The 18,409-nt window shown below is 66.0% G+C and carries 17 protein-coding genes; 11 read left to right on the forward strand and 6 right to left on the reverse strand.

From position 1 onward, the window contains the following. Window positions 1–17: 17 nt before the first annotated feature. Genes A0U87_RS11420 through A0U87_RS11445 form a run of 6 tightly spaced genes read right to left on the reverse strand, consistent with a single transcriptional unit; the run spans window position 18 to window position 6,079 of the window. Window positions 18–1,016: a nitronate monooxygenase family protein gene (locus tag A0U87_RS11420; RefSeq protein ID WP_048939210.1), complete on the reverse strand. Its 999-nt coding sequence runs from the start codon at window positions 1,014–1,016 to the stop codon at window positions 18–20. After that, the gene (locus A0U87_RS11425; RefSeq protein WP_048939209.1) at window positions 1,016–2,179 is read right to left on the reverse strand and encodes an acetyl-CoA C-acetyltransferase; all 1,164 of its coding nucleotides are present in this window, start codon (window positions 2,177–2,179) and stop codon (window positions 1,016–1,018) included. Before A0U87_RS11425 ends, A0U87_RS11420 begins: the two co-directional genes overlap by 1 nt. 3 nt (window positions 2,180–2,182) lie before the next feature. Next, window positions 2,183–2,974 carry an enoyl-CoA hydratase-related protein gene (locus tag A0U87_RS11430; RefSeq protein ID WP_048939208.1) on the reverse strand — a complete coding sequence of 264 codons (792 nt, stop codon included), beginning with the start codon at window positions 2,972–2,974 and terminating at the stop codon, window positions 2,183–2,185. Then, window positions 2,974–3,735, reverse strand: a complete 762-nt coding sequence (locus A0U87_RS11435) for a 3-hydroxyacyl-CoA dehydrogenase (RefSeq protein WP_048939207.1) — start codon at window positions 3,733–3,735, stop codon at window positions 2,974–2,976. Before A0U87_RS11435 ends, A0U87_RS11430 begins: the two co-directional genes overlap by 1 nt. 22 nt (window positions 3,736–3,757) lie before the next feature. Further along, on the reverse strand, window positions 3,758–4,942 hold the full coding sequence (locus tag A0U87_RS11440) for an acetyl-CoA C-acyltransferase (protein ID WP_137405569.1): 1,185 nt from the start codon (window positions 4,940–4,942) through the stop codon (window positions 3,758–3,760). A 12-nt stretch (window positions 4,943–4,954) separates the two neighbouring features. Next, a complete protein-coding gene (locus A0U87_RS11445) occupies window positions 4,955–6,079 on the reverse strand; it encodes an acyl-CoA dehydrogenase family protein (protein WP_122928412.1) in 1,125 nt (374 codons plus the stop codon). Between the two features lie 83 nt (window positions 6,080–6,162). Between A0U87_RS11445 and A0U87_RS11450 the strand changes: the two genes are divergently transcribed. The 11 genes from A0U87_RS11450 (at window position 6,163) to A0U87_RS11495 (ending at window position 18,408) form a co-directional block, all read left to right on the forward strand. Further along, entirely contained in the window at window positions 6,163–6,798 is a 636-nt protein-coding gene (locus A0U87_RS11450) for a TetR/AcrR family transcriptional regulator (RefSeq protein ID WP_048939218.1), read from the forward strand. A gap of 112 nt (window positions 6,799–6,910) precedes the next feature. Next, complete coding sequence (locus A0U87_RS11455) at window positions 6,911–7,450, forward strand: nuclear transport factor 2 family protein (protein ID WP_048939206.1); 540 nt, start codon at window positions 6,911–6,913, stop codon at window positions 7,448–7,450. A gap of 11 nt (window positions 7,451–7,461) precedes the next feature. Beyond that, window positions 7,462–8,340, forward strand: a complete 879-nt coding sequence (locus A0U87_RS11460) for an SDR family NAD(P)-dependent oxidoreductase (RefSeq protein WP_048939205.1) — start codon at window positions 7,462–7,464, stop codon at window positions 8,338–8,340. Window position 8,341: 1 nt separating this feature from the next. Then, window positions 8,342–8,890 carry a nuclear transport factor 2 family protein gene (locus tag A0U87_RS11465; protein WP_048939204.1) on the forward strand — a complete coding sequence of 183 codons (549 nt, stop codon included), beginning with the start codon at window positions 8,342–8,344 and terminating at the stop codon, window positions 8,888–8,890. A 163-nt stretch (window positions 8,891–9,053) separates the two neighbouring features. Then, window positions 9,054–10,502, forward strand: coding sequence for an NAD-dependent succinate-semialdehyde dehydrogenase (locus tag A0U87_RS11470; RefSeq protein WP_048939203.1), 1,449 nt, complete (start codon window positions 9,054–9,056; stop codon window positions 10,500–10,502). Between the two features lie 19 nt (window positions 10,503–10,521). Beyond that, window positions 10,522–11,199, forward strand: coding sequence for an SDR family NAD(P)-dependent oxidoreductase (locus A0U87_RS11475; protein WP_048939202.1), 678 nt, complete (start codon window positions 10,522–10,524; stop codon window positions 11,197–11,199). 152 nt (window positions 11,200–11,351) lie between these two features. Then, window positions 11,352–11,507 (forward strand): hypothetical protein, encoded by a 156-nt coding sequence (locus tag A0U87_RS26185; RefSeq protein WP_170978388.1) that lies wholly within the window; start codon window positions 11,352–11,354, stop codon window positions 11,505–11,507. A gap of 186 nt (window positions 11,508–11,693) precedes the next feature. Further along, on the forward strand, window positions 11,694–13,523 hold the full coding sequence (locus A0U87_RS11480) for an NAD(P)/FAD-dependent oxidoreductase (RefSeq protein WP_048939201.1): 1,830 nt from the start codon (window positions 11,694–11,696) through the stop codon (window positions 13,521–13,523). A 167-nt stretch (window positions 13,524–13,690) separates the two neighbouring features. Then, on the forward strand, window positions 13,691–15,067 hold the full coding sequence (locus A0U87_RS11485; RefSeq protein WP_048939217.1) for an aromatic ring-hydroxylating dioxygenase subunit alpha: 1,377 nt from the start codon (window positions 13,691–13,693) through the stop codon (window positions 15,065–15,067). After that, window positions 15,064–16,848, forward strand: coding sequence for a thiamine pyrophosphate-binding protein (locus A0U87_RS11490; RefSeq protein WP_122928411.1), 1,785 nt, complete (start codon window positions 15,064–15,066; stop codon window positions 16,846–16,848). The genes A0U87_RS11485 and A0U87_RS11490 overlap by 4 nt, the downstream gene beginning before the upstream one ends. A 144-nt stretch (window positions 16,849–16,992) precedes the next feature. Continuing rightward, window positions 16,993–18,408: an aldehyde dehydrogenase family protein gene (locus A0U87_RS11495; protein WP_048939199.1), complete on the forward strand. Its 1,416-nt coding sequence runs from the start codon at window positions 16,993–16,995 to the stop codon at window positions 18,406–18,408. Window position 18,409 lies beyond the last annotated feature (1 nt).

An 18,409-nucleotide genomic window follows, 5' to 3' on the forward strand; every position in this document is an offset into this window, starting at 1 on the left:
GCGAGGCATTGGACGGATCAGCCTACTGCCGCCAGTTCCGGCGTGACGAAGCCGGCGAGGCGGCGTTGGATGATTGCGGTGGCGTCGTCGACGATGCGGGTGATGAGGTCCTGACAGGTCGGGATGTCGTGGATCAGGCCCTGAATCTGGCCGGCCCAGATCAGCCCCGCGTCCAGATCACCGGTTTCGAGCGCGACCCGGCCCTTGGCGCCCGACACCAAAGGCTGGATGTCGGGGAAGACCGATCCTTCGCGCAGCGAGATTTCGACCACCTCGTCCGACACGCTGTTCTTGGCGACGCGACCCGTATTCTTGAATTTGCGGAAGATGAGGTTGGTGCCGCGCTCGTCATTGTCGACCAGGAACTGCTTCACATTCTGGTGGATCGGCGCCTCGACCGTGGCGCAGAAGCGGGTGCCCATGTTGATGCCTTCCGCGCCCAGCGCCAGCGCGGCGGCGAGGCCGCGGCCGTCGCCGAAGCCACCGCTGGCGATCATCGGGATGCTGAGCTTGTCGGCCGCCGCCGGGATCAGGATGAGGCCCGGAATATCGTCCTCGCCAGGATGGCCGGCGCATTCGAAGCCGTCGATCGAGATGGCGTCGACGCCCATCCGCTGCGCCGACAGGGCATGGCGGACGGCGGTGCATTTATGGACGACGATGATGCCATGCGCCTTGAAATCATCGACATGTTCCTGCGGCTTATGGCCGGCGGTCTCGACGATCTTGATGCCGCTGTCGATGATCGCCTGGCGATATTCCGCATAGGGCGGCGGATTGACCGAGGGCAGGATGGTGAGGTTTACGCCGAACGGCTTGTCGGTCATCGTGCGGCAGCGATCGATCTCGCGGCGCAGATCGTCCGGCGTCGGCTGGGTGAGCGCGGTCAGGATGCCGAGGCCCCCGGCATTGGAGACGGCGGCGGCCAGTTCGGCGCGGCCGACCCACATCATGCCGCCCTGCACGATCGGATGCTCGATGCCGCACAATTCGGTGAAACGCGTCTTCAAAGCCATCACAGTGCCTCCACGATCGTCACATTGGCGATGCCGCCGCCTTCGCACATGGTCTGCAGGCCATAGCGCTTGCCCCGTGCTTTCAGCGCATGGACGAGCGTGCTCATCAGTTTGGTGCCCGATGCGCCGAGCGGGTGGCCGAGCGCGATCGCGCCGCCATGGACGTTGAGCCTGGCCGGATCGGCGCCGATCGCCTTGAGCCAGGCCATAGGGATGGAGGCGAAGGCCTCGTTCACCTCGAACAGGTCGATATCGTCGAGTTTCAGGCCCGAGCGTTCGAATGCCTTGCGGGTGGCGGGGATCGGCTCCTCCAGCATGATGACCGGATCACCGGCGGTGACGGTCAGGTTGACGATGCGGGCGAGCGGCGTGAGGTTGAAACGCTTGATCGCCGCTTCGCTCGCCACCAGCACGCCCGACGCGCCATCGGTCATCTGGCTGGCATTGGCGGCGGTGATGGTGCCGCCTTCCTCCAGCGTCTTGACGCTGGCCATCGCCTCCATCGTGCCGCCACGGCGCACGCCGTCGTCGGTGTCGAAAATCCCCTCGGGCGTCAGGACGGGAACGATCTCCGCCTTGAAGGCGCCGCTGTCGATCGCGGCTGCCGCCTTGGCATGGCTGGCCAGCGCATAGGCGTCCATATCCTCGCGGGTGAAGCCATATTTGTTGGCGATCGCCTGGGCGCCATGGAACTGGCTGAATTCGGCGACGCCATAGCGTTTCTGGATGCTCTTGGGCCAAGGGCCGTCGCCCAGCCCGGCGGCAGCGTGGAGCTGGAAATTGGAGCCCATCGGCACGCGGGTCATGCTTTCGGCGCCCGCCGCAATCACCAGGTCCTGGGTGCCGGACAGGATCGCCTGCGCCGCGAAATGCAGTGCCTGCTGCGAGGAGCCGCATTGCCGGTCGATCGTCACGGCCGGCACGCTGTCGGGCAGCTTGGAGGCGAGGACGAGGTTGCGGCCGAAGGCGAAGCTCTGTTCGCCCGCCTGGCTGACGCAGCCGACGATCACATCCTCGATGGCGGCGGGATCGATGCCGGTGCGGTCGACCAGCGCGTTGAGAATGGTGGCGCCCAGATCGGCGGGATGGATGTCGATCAGCCCGCCCTTGCGGGCACGGCCGCCGGCGGTGCGGACGGCTTCGACGATATAGGCCTCGGCCATAGGTCAGGCTCCTCTGAAATGGGGGGGACGCTTGGCGAGCAGGGCGGCAAGCCCCTCCTGCGCCTCGCCGGCGCCGGCGACCGCCATCGATCGCAATTCGCGGTCGAGCTGGGTCTCGAATCCGGTGTCAAAACTGTCATGCAGCAGGGTGCGGGCGGCGCCATAGGCGGCCGTCGGCGCGTCGGCGAGGCGGGTGGCGAGCGCCAGCCCTTCCGCCTCCAGCGCGTCATCATCGACCAGCCGGGTGACGAGGCCGATGGCTTCGGCCTCCTCGCTTTTGATGCGGCGGTTGGTGAGGATGATCTCCTGCGCGCGGCGCAGGCCGACGAGGCGTGGCAGCAGCCAGCTGAGCCCGCCATCGGCGGTCAGGCCGATCGCGCCATAGGCCGCGGTATAATGGGCCGAGCGGGCGGCCAGCACGACATCGCCCAATATGGCGAGACTGAAGCCTGCGCCCGCCGCCGGGCCGTTGACCAAAGTCACCAGCGGCTTGGCCATGCGGGCGAGGCGCGTGACGGCGGCGTGGAAGGTGGCGATGAGTTCGGTGAGGACGGTGGGCAGTTGCGCGCCCGCGCCGCCCATCAGCGCGACATCGCCGCCGGCGCAGAACAGCTTGCCATTGCCGGTGAGGACGACGCAGCGGACCGCCGCATCGCCCTCGCACCGGATCGCGGCGTCGAGCAGCGCACGGGCGAGCGGCAGGTCGATCGCATTGCCGACCGCCGGACGATCCAGCGTGATCCGGGCGATGCCGTCGGCGATCGCCAGCGCCACGCCGCTGCCCGACCCGCTCATCAGCGCGGCGCCATGCGGATGGCGCCGTCGAGGCGGATCACCTCGCCATTCAGCATCGGGTTGCGGACGATCGATTCGACGAGTTGGGCATATTCGGCCGGCTTGCCGAGGCGGCTGGGGTGGGGCACCTGCGCGCCCAGCGCATCCTGCACATGCTGGGGGAAGGCCTCCAGCATCGGCGTCAGGAAGATGCCCGGCGCGATCGTCATCACGCGGATCTTGTGCTGGGCGAGATCGCGGGCGATCGGCAGGGTCATGCCGACCACGCCGCCCTTCGACGCGGAATAGGCGGCCTGGCCGATCTGGCCGTCATAGGCCGCGACCGAGGCGGTGTTGACGATGACGCCCCGCTCGCCGTCCATCTCCTCGGCCGCTGCCGCGCGGGCGGCGAATTTGGATATCATGTTGAAGGTGCCGATCAGGTTGACGGTCACCGTCTTGGCGAAGCTGTCGAGCGGATGAGGCACATTTTCCTTGCCCACCGTCTTCACGGCCGGGGCGATACCGGCGCAATTGACGAGGATGCGGGCGGTGCCATGGGCGGCTTCCGCCGCGTCGAGCCCGGCGGTGACGCTGGCATCGTCGGCAACATTGACGCCGACATAAAGCCCGCCGATTTCGGCGGCGACCGCCTTGCCGGCTTCCTCATTGAGGTCGAAGATCGCGACCTTGGCACCCTGCGCCGCGAGCATGGTCGCGGTGGCACGGCCGAGGCCGGAGGCGCCACCGGTGACGATGGCGGCCAGTCCCTTGATATCCATTATCTGTCCTCTCCCGGCAGAATTATACGAGTTCGACGGCCATGGCGGTGGCTTCGCCGCCGCCGATGCAGAGGCTGGCGACGCCGCGCTTGAGGCCGCGGGTTTCCAGCGCGCCGAGCAGGGTGGCGACGATGCGCGCGCCCGATGCGCCGATCGGATGGCCCAGCGCGGTGGCGCCGCCATTGACGTTGAGCTTGTCCGCCGGGATGCCCAGTTCCTTGGCGGCGATCATCGCGACCACGGCAAAGGCCTCGTTGACCTCGAACAGGTCGACATCCTCGACCGACCAGCCGGCCTTGGCCAGCAGCTTTCGCATCGCGGGCACCGGCGCGGTGGTGAACTTGGCGGGCTCATGGGCATGGGCGGCGGTGGCGACGACCTTCGCCACCATTTTAAGGCCCTGCTTTTCCGCGACGCTCTGACGGGTCATCACCAGCGCGGCGGCGCCGTCCGAAATGGACGAGGCATTGGCGGCGGTGATGGTGCCATCCTTGACGAAGGCGGGCTTGAGGCCGGGGATCTTTTCCGGCCGGGCCTTGCCGGGCTGTTCGTCGGTATCGATGACGGTGTCGCCGCCCCGGCCCGATACGGTGACCGGCGTGATCTCGCGGACGAAGGCGCCGCTGCCGATCGCCGCATTGGCGCGGTCGAGCGAGCGGATGGCATAATCATCCTGATCGGTGCGGGTGAACTGATAGTCGCGCACGGCCTCTTCGGCGAAGACGCCCATCGCCTTGCCGGGTTCATAGGCGTCCTCCAGCCCGTCCATCATCATCGTGTCGATGATGCGGTCATGGCCGATGCGTGCGCCGCTGCGATGCTTGGGCAGGGCATAGGGGGCGTTGGTCATGCTCTCCATGCCGCCGGCGATCACGATGTCGGCCGCGCCCGATGCCAGCGCCTCATGCGCCATGATCGCCGCCTGCATGCCGGATCCGCACATTTTGTTGACGGTCGTCGCCTCGGTATTGAGGCCGAGGCCCGCGCCGAGCGCCGCCTGGCGCGCGGGCGCCTGGCCCAGGCCGGCGGGCAGCACGCAGCCCATATAGATGCGATCGATGGCGTCAGTAGCGACGCCGGCGCGCTCGACCGCGGCCTTGACCGCCGTCGCGCCAAGATCGGTGGCCTTGACCGCCGAGAGCGCGCCCTGGAACCCGCCCATGGGGGTGCGGGCATAGCTCGCAATGACTACCGGATCGTCCTGCATCCTAATTCTCCTTCAAAGGCTGCGCGCAATGACCATGCGCTGGATGTCCGACGTGCCCTCGTAAATCTGGCACACGCGGACATCGCGGTAGATTTTCGCGATTCCGAATTCTTCAAGATAGCCATAGCCACCCAGTGTCTGCATCGCGCCGGATACCACCGCCTCGGCCGCTTCGGAGGCGAACAGCTTGGCCATCGACGCCTGGGTCAGGGCCGGCTGGCCACTGTCCTTCATCGCGGCGGCGGACAGGACGAGCTGGCGCGCGGCCTCCAGTCGGGTGGCGAGGTCGGCAAGGCGGAAGCCGACTGCCTGATGCTCGATGATCGCCTTGCCGAAGCTCTTGCGGTCCTTGGCGTAAGCGACGGCAATCTCCAGCGCCGCCTGCGCCATGCCGACGCACTGGGCGGCGATGCCGATGCGGCCGGTTTCCAGATTGGCCAAAGCGATGCGATAGCCCTGGCCCGGCTGGCCGATCAGCAGATCATCCTCGACGAACATGTCCTCGAACCGCAGCGCGCAGGTGTCCGACGCGCCCTGGCCCATCTTGTGTTCGACCTTGTCGACCGCATAGCCTGGCCGGTCGGTCGGCACGATGAAGGCGGACAGGCCTTTCTTGCCGGCGTCGGGATCGGTGACGGCGATGATCATCACCAGTCCGCCGATCTTGCCGGAGGTGATGAACTGCTTGGCGCCGGTGATGCGCCAGCCGCCATCGACCTTGACCGCGCGGGTGCGCACGGCCGACGCGTCGGAGCCGGCATCGCTTTCGGTGAGGGCGAAGGCGCCGATGGTGCGGCCGCCAATCAGGTCGGGAAGGAAGCGGGCCTTCTGTTCCTCGCTGCCATCCTTGAGCAGGCCAGAGACGAGGATCGAATTCTGGATCGAGACGATGGTGGAGAGGGCGCCGTCGGCAGCGGCCAGTTCCATCAGGGCGAGGGCATAGGAAACCGAATCCGCCTCCGCGCCGCCATAGGCTTCGGGCGCGGTCATGCCCCAGAGGCCAAGGCCGGCCATCTCCTCGAACAGCGAGCGGGGATAGCCGCCCTCCGCCTCGAACCGGGCGCTATGGGGGCGGATCGTCGCCTGGGCGAAATCCCGGACGGTATCGCGAATCGCGCTCTGGATTTCGGTCAGCATAAACCCTTGCGTCTCTCCTATACTCATGAGTAGGTTGCGCCTGTTGCGATTTCTTGTCAACAGGCGGCATGGAGGAACAGCGAGTGTCGGCGAAAAGCGCAGTGGCGATCCCGTCTCCCTTCCGCACGCGGGAGGAGAAGGCGCGCGAGCGGGAGGAAAAGCGCGAGGCGGTGCTGCGCGCGGCGGTGCGCATGTTCAACGCGCGCGGCTTCCATGCGACCTCGCTGGACGATGTCGCCGCGAGCCTGGGGATCAGCAAGCCGACCATCTATCATTATCTGGGCAACAAGGAGCAGGTGCTGATCGAATGCGTCACCCGCGGCCTGGAAATGCTGCGCGCGGCGGCCGATGAGGCCCGCGCGGGGGAAGGCAATGGTCTGGCCCGGCTCGGCTATTTCCTGCGCCGCTATGGCGCGGTGATCATGGATGATTTTGGCGCCTGCGTGGTGCGGACGGGTGACGAATGCCTGTCGGCCGAAGGCGCGATCCTGTTCCGATCGCGCAAGCGCGACATCGACCTGGCCATGCGCGGGCTGATCGCCGACGCGGTGGCGGACGGGTCGATCGCCCCGGTCGACGTGAAGCTGGCGGCCTTCACTTTGGCCGGCGCGCTCAACTGGGCGGCGCGCTGGCGCGATCCGGCAGGCGCGATGAGCGCCGAGGCGATCGCGATGGCGCAGGTCGACCTGCTGATTGCCGGCCTCGCCCCGCGCGGCTGAGGACGCCCGCTTCTCTCCTGTCTAAATTGGTCAAGCGACGCGCCATGGCGCGCGCCTATGACCGGCCCATGGACAGACAGCCCGCCATGACGGGCGGGAAGGAGAGGGCCGGATGGAGATTGCCGCCATGCCATTGCAGGCGATGCTGGACCGGGAGGCGATCCGCGATTGCCTCGCCCGGCTGGCGCGGGGTGAGGACCGGCGCGACGCCGATCTGATCCGGGCGTGCTGCTGGCCGGACGGCAGCACCGACTATGGTGTGTTCGCCGGTGATTTCGACGCCTATCTTGCCTGGGTGGTGCCCGGTGCCGACGCGATCCTCTGTACCCAGCATCTGCTGGGACAGAGCGTCATCGACCTGGCGGGCGATACGGCGCGGGTCGAGACGCAGGTCCAATCCTATCATCGCATCGACATGGGCGACGCGCAGCGCGACGTCATGATCGGCGGCCGTTATCTCGACATTCTCGAACGGCGCGACGGGCAGTGGCGGATCGCGCGGCGGACCATGCTCTATGACTGGGTGCAGGATATCGGCGTCTCAGCCGACTGGAGCCAGGGGGTGATGGGCATGGCATTCAGCGCGCCGCATTTCACCGGCCGCGCGAACGGCGATCATAGCGTGCGCTTCTTCGCGCGCGAGACGGATTGAGGGAGAGGATCATGAAACCGCTGGACGGCAAGGTCGCGATCGTGACCGGCGCAAGCCGGGGCATCGGCAAGGGCATGGCGCTGGCGCTCGCCGAGCAGGGGGCGACCGTCTATGTCACCGGGCGCACGGTCAAGGCGGGCGACCATGAACTGCCGGGCACGGTCGGCGAGACGGCGGCGCAATGCGATGCGCGCGGTGGCCGGGGCATTGCGGTGCAGGTCGATCATGGCGACGATGCACAGGTGGCCGCGCTGTTCGACCAGGTGCAGCGCGAGCAGGGGCGGCTCGACCTGCTGGTCAATAATGCCTTTGCGATCCCCGAGGATCTGACCGTGCCGGGCAGCTTCTGGGAAAAGCCCTTGTCCAACTGGGACATGGTCGATGTCGGCGTGCGCTCCAATTTCGTCGCGGCGCGCCATGCCGCGCAGATGATGGTGCCGCAGGGTTCGGGGCTGATCGTCGCGATATCGGGCTATGTCGGCGTGACCTATACCTATGGCGTCGTGTTCGGCACTGCCAAGTCGGCGGTCGACCGCATGGCGCGCGATATGGCGATCGAGTTGCAGCCTTATGGTGTCGCCTCGCTCGCGCTATGGCAGGGGCTGACCATGACCGAGCGGGCACAGCGCAACATTGCCGCCAATCCGGCGATGAAGGCGCTGACCGTCACCAATCCGCTGGTCGGCTGCTCGCCCGAATTTCCCGGCCGGGTGATCGCCGCGCTGCTCGCCGATCCGGCGATCATGGCGCGATCGGGGGGCACCTTCATCACCGCCGAACTGGCGCAGGATTATGGCATCACCGATGTCGACGGGAAGACCATCCCGTCGCTGCGGGCCGAGCGCGGCGCACCGATCTGGCAGCCGATCGCCCCGCGGACGGAGGCATAGGATGGCCGCGGATCGCCAGGCGCGGATCGACGCGCTGCTCGACCGGCAGGATATTGTCGACTGCCTGACCCGGTTCAGCCGGGGTATGGACCGGTTCGACCGCGCCCTGTTCCTGTCGGCCTTTCATGACGATGCCACCGTCGCGGCGGGCAGCTTCGTCGGCGCGCCCGATGCGCTTTATGCCTGGGCCAGCGCCCTGCACGAGGGCGGGCAGGTGGCGACCCATCATAATCTGCTCAACATGACGATCGATATCGACGGCGACAGCGCCCATGCCGAAACCTATTATCTGTTCGTCGGCCGCAACCGGGACGAGAGCAACTGGATCGCCGGGGGCCGCTATCTCGACCGGCTGGAACGGCGCGATGGCCAGTGGAAGATTGTGCTGCGCACCAACATGATCGAATGGTCCGGGCTGGTGCCGACCCTGCCGCTGCCGTTCGGCGACGTGCTGGACCTGCATGCCAATGGCGCGCCGGCACGGGACAAGAGCGATCCTTCCTATCAGCGGCCTCTGGTCAATCGGCGGGCGCCGCATATTCCCCAATAGCGCGCATCGCGGGGTCGATCCTTGGGCGGGGACATTCTGTCCACGTTGACGCCGCCTGCCGCGCATCCCACCTTCGCATCGAAATGGGGCCATGCTGCGTTGGACGCAGCGACGGGCGCGCCCTGTGCCCGCTGCCCTACATCCTGCCGAAGAAGGTGATCCGATGACCATAGCCCTTGCCGACCCCAGCCTGCTGCGCGAACAATGCTATGTCGACGGCCAGTGGATCGGCGCTGCCAGCATCGACGTGACCGATCCTGCGACGGACGAGCGGCTGGCCGGCATTCCCGCGATCGACGAGGCGGGGACGCGCGCGGCGATCGAGGCGGCGGAGGCGGCGCTGCCAGAGTGGAAGGCGAAGACGGCGGGTGAGCGGTCGCGCATATTGCGCCGCTGGTTCGAACTGCTGATCGCGCATCAGGATGACCTGGCGATGATCCTGACCCGCGAGCAGGGCAAGGCGCTGACCGAGGCCAAGGGCGAGATCGCCTATGCGGCCAGCTTCATCGAATGGTTCGGCGAAGAGGCCAAGCGCATCTATGGCGAGATCATTCCCAGCCACCGCGCCGACAGCCGCATCGTCGTCATCAAGCAGCCGGTGGGCGTGGTCGCCGCGATCACGCCGTGGAATTTCCCCGCCGCGATGATCACGCGCAAGGCGGCACCGGCGCTAGCGGCGGGCTGCACCATGGTGCTGAAGCCCGCCACCCAGACGCCGCTGACCGCGCTGGCGCTCGCCGTTCTGGCCGAGCGGGCGGGCGTGCCCAAGGGGGTGTTCAACGTCGTCACCGGATCGTCGCGGGTGATCGGCGCGGAACTGACCGGCAACCCGCTGGTGCGCAAGCTGAGCTTCACCGGATCGACCGAGGTTGGCAAGACGCTGATGGCGCAATGCGCGCCGACGATGAAGAAGCTGTCGATGGAACTGGGCGGCAATGCGCCCTTCATCGTCTTTGCCGACGCCGATCTGGATGCGGCGGTCGAAGGCGCGATCGCGTCCAAATATCGCAACAGCGGCCAGACCTGCGTCTGCGTCAACCGCATCCTTGTCCAGCGCGACGTCGCGCCGGCCTTTGCCGAGAAGCTGAAGGCGGCCGTCGCGAAGCTGAAGGTCGGGCCGGGCACGGAAGCGGGCGTGACCCAGGGGCCGCTGATCGACGAGAAGGCGGTCGAGAAGGTCGAGGAACATGTCGCCGACGCGCTGGCCAAGGGCGGCACGCTGGTGAGCGGTGGGCATCGCCACAAGCTGGGCCACAGCTTCTTCGAGCCGACCATCATCAGCGGCTGCACGCCGGAGATGAAGCTGGCCGACGAGGAGACGTTCGGGCCGCTCGCCGCGCTCTTCCTGTTCGACACGGAAGAGGAGGCGGTGGCGCTGGCCAACGCCACCGAGGTCGGCCTGTCGGGCTATTTCTACACCCGCGACCTGTCGCGCGCCTGGCGCGTGGGCGAGGCGCTGGAGGTCGGCATGGTCGGCATCAACACCGGCCTTATCTCGACCGAGGTCGCGCCGTTCGGGGGCATCAAGGAATCGGGCATGGGCCGCGAAGGATCGCGCCATGGCATCGAGGACTATGTCGAGATCAAATATCTGTGCATGTCCGGGATCTGACGCAGACTATCGAAAGGGGATGATGATGGCGGGAGTGGTGGCGGTAACCGGCGCGGCCGGTGCGCTGGGCCGGGCGGCGGTGCAGGTGCTGCGCGCGGCCGGCTGGACGGTGGCGGGTATCGATCTGGGCGATGTGCCGGCCGATGGCGTCGACCTGGCGCTGGGCGGCGTTGACCTGTCCGACGAGCAGGCGGTGGCCGGCGCGGCGGACAAGATCGGCGAAGCGCTGGGCGGCCTCGACGCGCTGGTTAATATTGCCGGCGGTTTCAGCTGGGAGACGGTGGAGGATGGCTCTGTCGCCACCTGGGACCGGCTCTATGGCATGAATGTCCGCACCACGCTGATCGCGACTCGCGCGCTGTTGCCGCTGCTGCGCGATGGCGGCGGGGCGATCGTCAATATCGGCGCGGCGGCCTCGGTTAAGGCGGCGGCCGGCATGGGCGCCTATGCCGCGTCCAAGGCCGGCGTGGCGCGCCTGACCGAAGCGCTGGCCGAAGAACTGAAGGATGCGGGCGTGCGCGTGAATGCGGTGCTGCCCAGCATCATCGACACGCCGGCCAACCGCGCCGACATGCCCGACGCGGATGCCAGCCGCTGGGTCTCGCCCGAGGCGTTGGGAGGGGTGATCGCCTTCCTGCTGTCGCCCGCCGCTGCGCCGATCACCGGCGCGCTGATCCCGGTCACTGGCCGGGTCTGATCGCGATCGACCGGTTGCCGTTGCAAGGCGCGCAACCGGTCGATGGCGTTTCGTGCAACTGGCCTTGGCGCCTTTGCATTTGCGAAAAAAGCCGGGGAGGACCAGATGAACCTCGATGCTGCGACGCAGCAATATTCTTGTCTGAGGTTCTTATGTTTTCGCTCATCTCGCTCTATTTCGCCTATCGCCGGGACGTCGTCACCGCCGAGCGTTATATCGCCGCGCGGACCCCCGCTGCCGAGCCGGTTTCGGCCGACGTCGTGACCTTCCCGGTCGCCAAGGAAGAAAAGCTGGCCCGCGCCGCCTGATCGGCGCGCCAGCTGACGACTGACTACCTCTCCCGCTGACTGCCCATTTTCGGGGCAGCGTCGCGGCCAGAAGGCCGCCAAGGGATCGCCACAGCGCTAACAGCGCCGGCCCGCCGCTCCGCCATTGCAAGTCAACATATGTGTTGATTAACAAAATGGCGAGAACAGCGATCCCCAGGAGAGGTCATGACCTGCAAGCCGACGCAGACGCCTGCGGCTGACACATTCGATATCCCGACCCTGCGCGAGAAATATCGCGCCGAGCGCGACAAGCGGATGCGCGCCGACCGGGAAGGCCAATATCAGCCGACCACCGACGACACGACGCACAGCTATGACGTCGACCCGCATATGCCGGTCGTCGCGCGTGACCCGATCGTCGAGGAACTGGATGTCGTGGTGCTGGGCGCGGGCTTTGCCGGCCTGCTCGCCGGCTATCACCTGACCAAACAGGGCGTCACCAATTTCCGCAATATCGACCATGGCGGCGATTTCGGCGGCGTCTGGTACTGGAACCGCTATCCCGGCATCCAGTGCGACAATGACGCCTATTGCTATCTGCCGCTGCTGGAAGAAACCGGCTTCATGCCGTCGAAGAAATTCGCCGACGGCGCGGAGATCCAGGCCTATTGCCGCCAGATCGCCGAAAGCTTCGGTTTCGCCGACAAGGCGCTGTTCCACACCCTCATCACCTCGCTGAAATGGGACGAGACGATCCAGCGCTGGCGCGTCGGCACCAGTCGGGGCGACGAACTGCTGGCCCGTTTCGTGGTGATGGGCTGCGGCGTGCTCAACATGCCCAAGCTGCCCGGCATCGCCGGCATCAACAGCTTCAAGGGCAAGATCTTCCACACTGCCCGCTGGGACTATGACTATAGCGGCGGCAGCTATGCCAATCCGGTGCTCGACAAGCTGGCCGACAAGCGCGTCGCCATCATTGGCACCGGCGCGACCGCGATCCAGGCGGTGCCCTATCTCGGCCGCTACGCCAAACAGCTCTATGTCATCCAGCGCACGCCATCGACCGTGGACGAACGCCCCAATCCGGCGACGGATGCCGACTGGGCGGCGTCGCTCCAGCCCGGCTGGCAGGCCGATCGCCAGGCCAATTTCCACCGCGCCGCAATGGAGTCCTTTGCGCCGGGCGAGCCGGATCTGATCTGCGACATCTGGACCGAGATTGCCCGCAACCTGTCGGCCGAACTGGAAGCCGAAGGCTGGCCGGAAATGTCGATCGAGCAGTTTATGGCCAAGCGCGAGGTGGTCGATTATCGCGTGATGGAGCGGCTGCGCGCCCGCGTCGACGAGATGGTCGATGACAAGGCGACGGCCGAGGCCCTGAAGCCCTGGTATCGCTTCCTCTGCAAGCGTCCGCTGTCGAGCAATGAGTTCTACCCGACCTTCAACCGGCCCAATGTCACGCTGATCGACGTTGCCGACAGCAAGGGGCTGGAGAAGATCACCGAGAAGGGCTTCGTGTCGGGCGGCGTCGAATATGAGGTCGACTGCATCATCTTCGCCAGCGGCTTCGAGGTGACGAGCGAGCTGAAGCGCCGCTGGGGCATCGATGCGGTCGAGGGACGCGATGGCCTGTCCATCTACGATCATTGGGCCAATGGCCCGCGCACCCTGCACGGCACCATGACCCATGGTTTCCCCAACCAGTTCTTCATCGGCTATATCCAAGGCGGCCTCAACGCCAGCGTGACCGAACAGTTCGGCCGCCAGGCGGAGCATATCGCCCATATCATCCATGCGGTGATGGATAAGGGCGCCAAGGTGGTCGAGACCACCCTGCAGGGGCAGGAGGATTATGTCCGCCATTTCGAGGAAATGGAAATCGACATGACCGCCTTCCAGCAGGAATGCACCCCCAGCTATTTCACCAATGAAGGCCAGGTGAAGGCGCCCTGGGCACTGTTCCGCAGCTATGGACCGGGCTGGGGCGCATTCCAGAAACTGGTGCAGGACTGGCGCGCGAAGGGTGATCTCGACGGCATGGAATTGCGGTCCTGAGCCATGGGCCGGATCGCCCCGGGGATGGTTCGTGGCGCTCGCCGCTCTTCCCTTGGGACGCTCCCGCCAGTTGCGATAGGCAGGTTGAAAATATTGTCCTTGCGGACCCGGCGAGCAGACTCGCGGGCCGTACCCATCGGGCAACGCGGACGTTGCAGGAGGATGCCATGAGCAAGATCGACAATATCGATGTGGAGGCACTGGCCAAGCCGCTGACCTACCCGACCGAGGCATTCCTGTCGAAGGACTATGCCCTGGCGGAGAAGGAAAAGCTGTGGCCCCATGTCTGGCAGATGGCGGCGCGGGTCGAGGAACTGCCCGATGTCGGCGACTGGATGACCTACGACATTTGCGATGAGTCGATCATCATCGTGCGGACCGCGCCCGACACGTTGCGCGCCTTCTTCAATGTCTGTCCGCATCGCGGCCGCCAACTGGTCGACGTGCCCAAGGACGTGCATTCGGTGCGCGGCAAGAACCGGCGCAGCTTCGTCTGCGGCTTCCATGGCTGGACCTTCGATACCGAGGGCAACAACACCTACATCCTCGACCCGCAGGACTGGCAGGGCGCGCTCAATGCCGAATGCACCCGCCTGTCGGATGTGAAGATCGACACATGGGGCGGCTGGATCTGGATCCATATGGACCTCAATGCCGAGCCGCTGATCGATTTCCTGGGCGATGCCGGCCGCATCCTGTCCCACTTCGAAATGGACAAGATGCGCTACAAATGGCGCAAATGGGTGGTCTATCCGGCCAATTGGAAGACCGCTCTGGAGGCTTTCATGGAGCCTTATCATGTCGCGGGCACCCATACCCAGCTGCTCGATTATGGCGATTATTACGCATACAGCGCGGCTTATGGCCTGCATGGGGTGAGCGGTTTCGACCAGCGCGACCCGGCCTTCCAGATGAGCCAGAGCAGCAGCGTCACCCGCGCCGGCAAGGGCGACGATCCGCGCCGCTCCACCTATGAGCTGATCCGCGAAAATTACGAGACGCTGAACTATGCCGCCTCGACCGAGACCTTGGTCAATGCGGCCAGCCGGCTGGTCGACGAACTGCCCGAGGGCACGGCGGCGGGCGACGTCATCGCCCATTGGCTGAAATCCGCCAAGGCGGACGATGCCGCGCGCGGCGTTATCTGGCCGGAAATCCCGCCCGAGGTGATGGCCGAGGCGGGGCTTGCCTGGCACGTCTTTCCCAACATGTCGGTGCTGCAGGGGATCACCTTCGCCCTTTGCTACCGCACCCGTCCCTATGGCGACGATCCCGACATGTGCATCTTTGAATCCTACGCGATCGAGCGCTTTCCCGAAGGTGAAGTGCCGGTCACCGAATGGGAAGAGACGGAGGCCACCGCCGAGGGCTGGGGCGCCGTCCTCGCCCAGGATTTCTCGAACATGGAATGGGTGCAGAAGGGCATGAAGTCGCGCGGCTTCCGCGGACCGCTGCCCAACCCCCACCAGGAACGCAAGATCACCAATTTCCACCGCAACCTAGCCACGTACATGGGTACGGGCGCACCGAGGTTACTCAAATGAGCTATGACGATCCCAAGTCCGCCGTCAACGTGAACGCCACCGACAAGAAGGGCACGCCGGTCTACAAGCGGATGCTGGACCTGTTCGAGGCCGAAGGCATCAACACGCTGTTCGGCATTCCCGACCCGAATTTCGTCCACATGTTCCTGGAGGCCGAACGGCGCGGCTGGACCGTGGTTGCGCCCCATCATGAAGCCGCAGCCGGCTTCATGGCCGAGGCCGCGTCGCGCATCACCGGCAAGCCGGCCGTCGCGATCGGCACGCTGGGGCCGGGCATCGCCAATATGGCGCCCGCCATCCAGTGCGCGCTGGTCGAAAATTCGCCGGTCATCTTCCTGTCGGGCCAGCGCGCCCGCGTCACCGAACAGCGTGTCCGTCGCGGCCGCATCCAGTTCGTGAAGCAGATGCCCTTGTTCGAGAATAGTGTCAAATATGCTGCCTCGATCGAATATGCCGACCAGACCGACGAGGTCGTGCGCGAGGGCATCCGCAAGGCGATGGGTGGCACCCCCGGCCCGGTCTATATCGAATATCCCAGCCACATCATCCTGGAAGAGCTGGACCTGCCCGCGCCGCTGGCGCCCGATCGCTATCGCCTGGTCAACCAGGGCGCGGACATCGACCGGGTCAAGGAAGCGGCCGACCTGATCCGCGCCGCCAAGAACCCGATCCTGCTGGTCGGCCATGCCGTCCACACCTCGCGCTCGGGCGCGGCGGTGAAGGAACTGGCGGACCTCATGAACTGCCCGGTGATCCAGACTTCGGGCGGCACCAGCTATATCAAGGGGCTGGAAGATCGCACCTTCCAATATGTCTTCTCCAAGGCGTCGATCGAGGCGGTCACGGAATCGGATCTGGTGTTGGCGCTGGGCACCGAACTGGGCGAGCCGGTCCATTTCGGCAAGTGGCGCTACTGGATGAAGAATGAAGCGATCCGCAAGTGGATCTATGTCGAGCAGGATCCCGCCGCGATCGGCGTCAACCGCCCGATCGACGTGCCGCTGGTCGGTGACCTGCGCGGCGTCGTGCCGCAGCTGGTCGAGGCGCTGAAGGATACGCCGCGCGCACCCGCGCCGATGCTGGAAGCCTTCATGCGTGATGGCCAGGCGGAACTGGACGAACTGGCGGCGGAATCGCGCACCAAGAGCGACGGCACCGGCGACCTGCCGATCCATCCCGCCCGTCTGGCGGTGGAAGCGACCGAGGCCTTCCCCAAGGACGGCATCCTGATCCGCGACGGCGGTGCCGGCGTGATCTTCCAGTGGACCTATTCGCAGTGCAAGCCGAATGACGTCATCTGGAACCAGAATTTCGGTCATATCGGCACCGGCATTCCCTATGCGACCGGCGCGATGCTGGCGGACAAGGCGGCCACCGGCGTCAGCCGTCCGGGCCTGTTGCTGACCTCCGACAGCAGCTTCATGTTCCATATCGCCGAACTGGAAGTGGCGGTGCGCACCAAGCTGCCGCTGGTCTGCGTCGTCGGCGTGGATAATCAGTGGGGCCTGGAAGTGGGCGTCTACAAGCGCACCTTCGGCCAGGGCACGGAAGAAACCGGCACCCATTGGAGCAAGGAAGTCCGCTTCGACAAGATCGGCGAGGGCTTTGGCTGCCACGGCGAATATGTGACCCGCGCGGAGGACATCAAGCCGGCGATCGCGCGTGCCTATGCCAGCGGCAAGCCGGGCGTCGTCCATGTCGTGATCGACCCCAAGGCCAATTCGGAAGAAATGCCGAAATATGCCGAATTCCGCACCTGGTACGCCGAAGGCACCCAGTAAAACGCCCTTCCTTCCCGGATAAGGGGAGGGGGACCGCCGCAGGCGGTGGAGGGGTGTCTCCCTGGCGGACACACCCCTCCGTCTGGCCTTTGGCCAGCCACTTCCCCTTCAAGGGGAGGATTTTGGAGAGGATGGGACATCGACATGCGCGACTATCGGAACTTCTATATCGACGGCCAGTGGGTCGCCCCGGTCGAACCGAAGACCGCGGATGTCATCAACCCGGCGACCGAGGCGGTGGCCGGCACCATCTCGCTCGGCGGCGTGGCCGATGTGAACAAGGCGGTCGCCGCCGCGCGCAAGGCCTTTGCCAGCTGGTCGCAGACCACGCGCGAACAGCGGCTCGACCTGCTGCTCGCCATCCAGGCGGAATATGCGCGGCGCCAGGCCGAATTGGGCGACGCGATCATCGAGGAAATGGGTGCGCCGTCCTCGCTCGCCCATGGCTTCCATGTCGGCCTGGGGGCGGGGCATCTGCAGACCGCGATCGAGGTGCTGCGCGAATTCAAGTTCGACGAACAGCATGGCGCGACGATGATCGCGCGCGAGCCGATCGGCGTCTGCGCGCTCATCACGCCGTGGAACTGGCCAATGAACCAGACCTGCGTGAAGATTTTCCCGGCGCTGGCGACCGGCTGCACCATGATCCTGAAGCCGCCACAACTGGCGCCTTTCTCGGCCCAGATCCTGGCCGAAATTCTCGATACGGCGGGCGTGCCGGCGGGCGTGTTCAACATGGTGCAGGGCAGCGGCAGCGTGATTGGCACGGCGCTTTCCACCCATGAGGATGTCGACATGGTGTCCTTCACCGGCTCCGAGCCGGTCGGCGTGCAGATTCAGAAGGATGCCGCGACCACGATCAAGCGGGTCGGGCTGGAACTGGGCGGCAAGAGCGCTTTCATCGTGCTCGACGATGGCGCGCTGGCCGCCAATGTCGCGGGCGCGACCGGCGGCATGATGGGCAATTCGGGCCAGACCTGTAGCGCGGGATCGCGCCTGCTGGTGCCGGCAGCGCGCATGGATGAGGTGATCGCGGCGGCCAAGGGCGCAGCGGACGCGGTGACGGTCGGCGATCCGACCGGCAATGTCGCCATGGGTCCGGTCGTGTCGAAGAGCCAATACAACATCATCCAGGACTATATTCAGAAGGGCCTGGACGAGGGCGCGACCCTGATCGCCGGCGGCGCCGGTCGCCCGGACGGGATCGACAAGGGCTGGTTCGTGAAGCCGACCGTGTTCGTCGGCACCAACGACATGGTGATCGCGCGCGAAGAAATCTTCGGCCCGGTGCTGGTGATCATCGGCTATGATGATATCGACCATGCGGTGGCGATCGCCAATGACAGCAATTTCGGTCTCGCCGGCTATGTCAGCGGCACGGATGTGGACCAGTGCCGTGCCGTCGCCCGGCGGATGCGCACCGGCTGGATCAGCATCAATGGCGGCTTCGATTTCCATGCCCCCTTTGGCGGTTACAAGCGCAGTGGCAATGGCCGCGAATGGGGCGAGCATGGCTTCCTCGAATATCTCGAAGTGAAGTCGCTGCTGGGCTACGCCTGAG

It is taken from the genome of Sphingobium sp. MP9-4 (genome assembly GCF_005281675.1).
Taxonomy (GTDB): Bacteria; Pseudomonadota; Alphaproteobacteria; order Sphingomonadales; family Sphingomonadaceae; genus Sphingobium; species Sphingobium yanoikuyae.

Excerpts from the sequence above, each read along its gene's own strand:
- A0U87_RS11420 (WP_048939210.1), bottom strand. The coding sequence starts at position 1,016 with ATGGCTTTGAAGACGCGTTTCACCGAATTGTGCGGCATCGAGCATCCG.
- A0U87_RS11425 (WP_048939209.1), bottom strand. The coding sequence starts at position 2,179 with ATGGCCGAGGCCTATATCGTCGAAGCCGTCCGCACCGCCGGCGGCCGT.
- A0U87_RS11430 (WP_048939208.1), bottom strand. The coding sequence starts at position 2,974 with ATGAGCGGGTCGGGCAGCGGCGTGGCGCTGGCGATCGCCGACGGCATC.
- A0U87_RS11435 (WP_048939207.1), bottom strand. The coding sequence starts at position 3,735 with ATGGATATCAAGGGACTGGCCGCCATCGTCACCGGTGGCGCCTCCGGC.
- A0U87_RS11440 (WP_137405569.1), bottom strand. The coding sequence starts at position 4,942 with ATGCAGGACGATCCGGTAGTCATTGCGAGCTATGCCCGCACCCCCATG.
- A0U87_RS11445 (WP_122928412.1), bottom strand. The coding sequence starts at position 6,079 with ATGCTGACCGAAATCCAGAGCGCGATTCGCGATACCGTCCGGGATTTC.
- A0U87_RS11455 (WP_048939206.1), top strand. The coding sequence starts at position 6,911 with ATGGAGATTGCCGCCATGCCATTGCAGGCGATGCTGGACCGGGAGGCG.
- A0U87_RS11460 (WP_048939205.1), top strand. The coding sequence starts at position 7,462 with ATGAAACCGCTGGACGGCAAGGTCGCGATCGTGACCGGCGCAAGCCGG.
- A0U87_RS11465 (WP_048939204.1), top strand. The coding sequence starts at position 8,342 with ATGGCCGCGGATCGCCAGGCGCGGATCGACGCGCTGCTCGACCGGCAG.
- A0U87_RS11470 (WP_048939203.1), top strand. The coding sequence starts at position 9,054 with ATGACCATAGCCCTTGCCGACCCCAGCCTGCTGCGCGAACAATGCTAT.
- A0U87_RS11475 (WP_048939202.1), top strand. The coding sequence starts at position 10,522 with ATGATGATGGCGGGAGTGGTGGCGGTAACCGGCGCGGCCGGTGCGCTG.
- A0U87_RS26185 (WP_170978388.1), top strand. The coding sequence starts at position 11,352 with ATGTTTTCGCTCATCTCGCTCTATTTCGCCTATCGCCGGGACGTCGTC.
- A0U87_RS11480 (WP_048939201.1), top strand. The coding sequence starts at position 11,694 with ATGACCTGCAAGCCGACGCAGACGCCTGCGGCTGACACATTCGATATC.
- A0U87_RS11485 (WP_048939217.1), top strand. The coding sequence starts at position 13,691 with ATGAGCAAGATCGACAATATCGATGTGGAGGCACTGGCCAAGCCGCTG.
- A0U87_RS11490 (WP_122928411.1), top strand. The coding sequence starts at position 15,064 with ATGAGCTATGACGATCCCAAGTCCGCCGTCAACGTGAACGCCACCGAC.
- A0U87_RS11495 (WP_048939199.1), top strand. The coding sequence starts at position 16,993 with ATGCGCGACTATCGGAACTTCTATATCGACGGCCAGTGGGTCGCCCCG.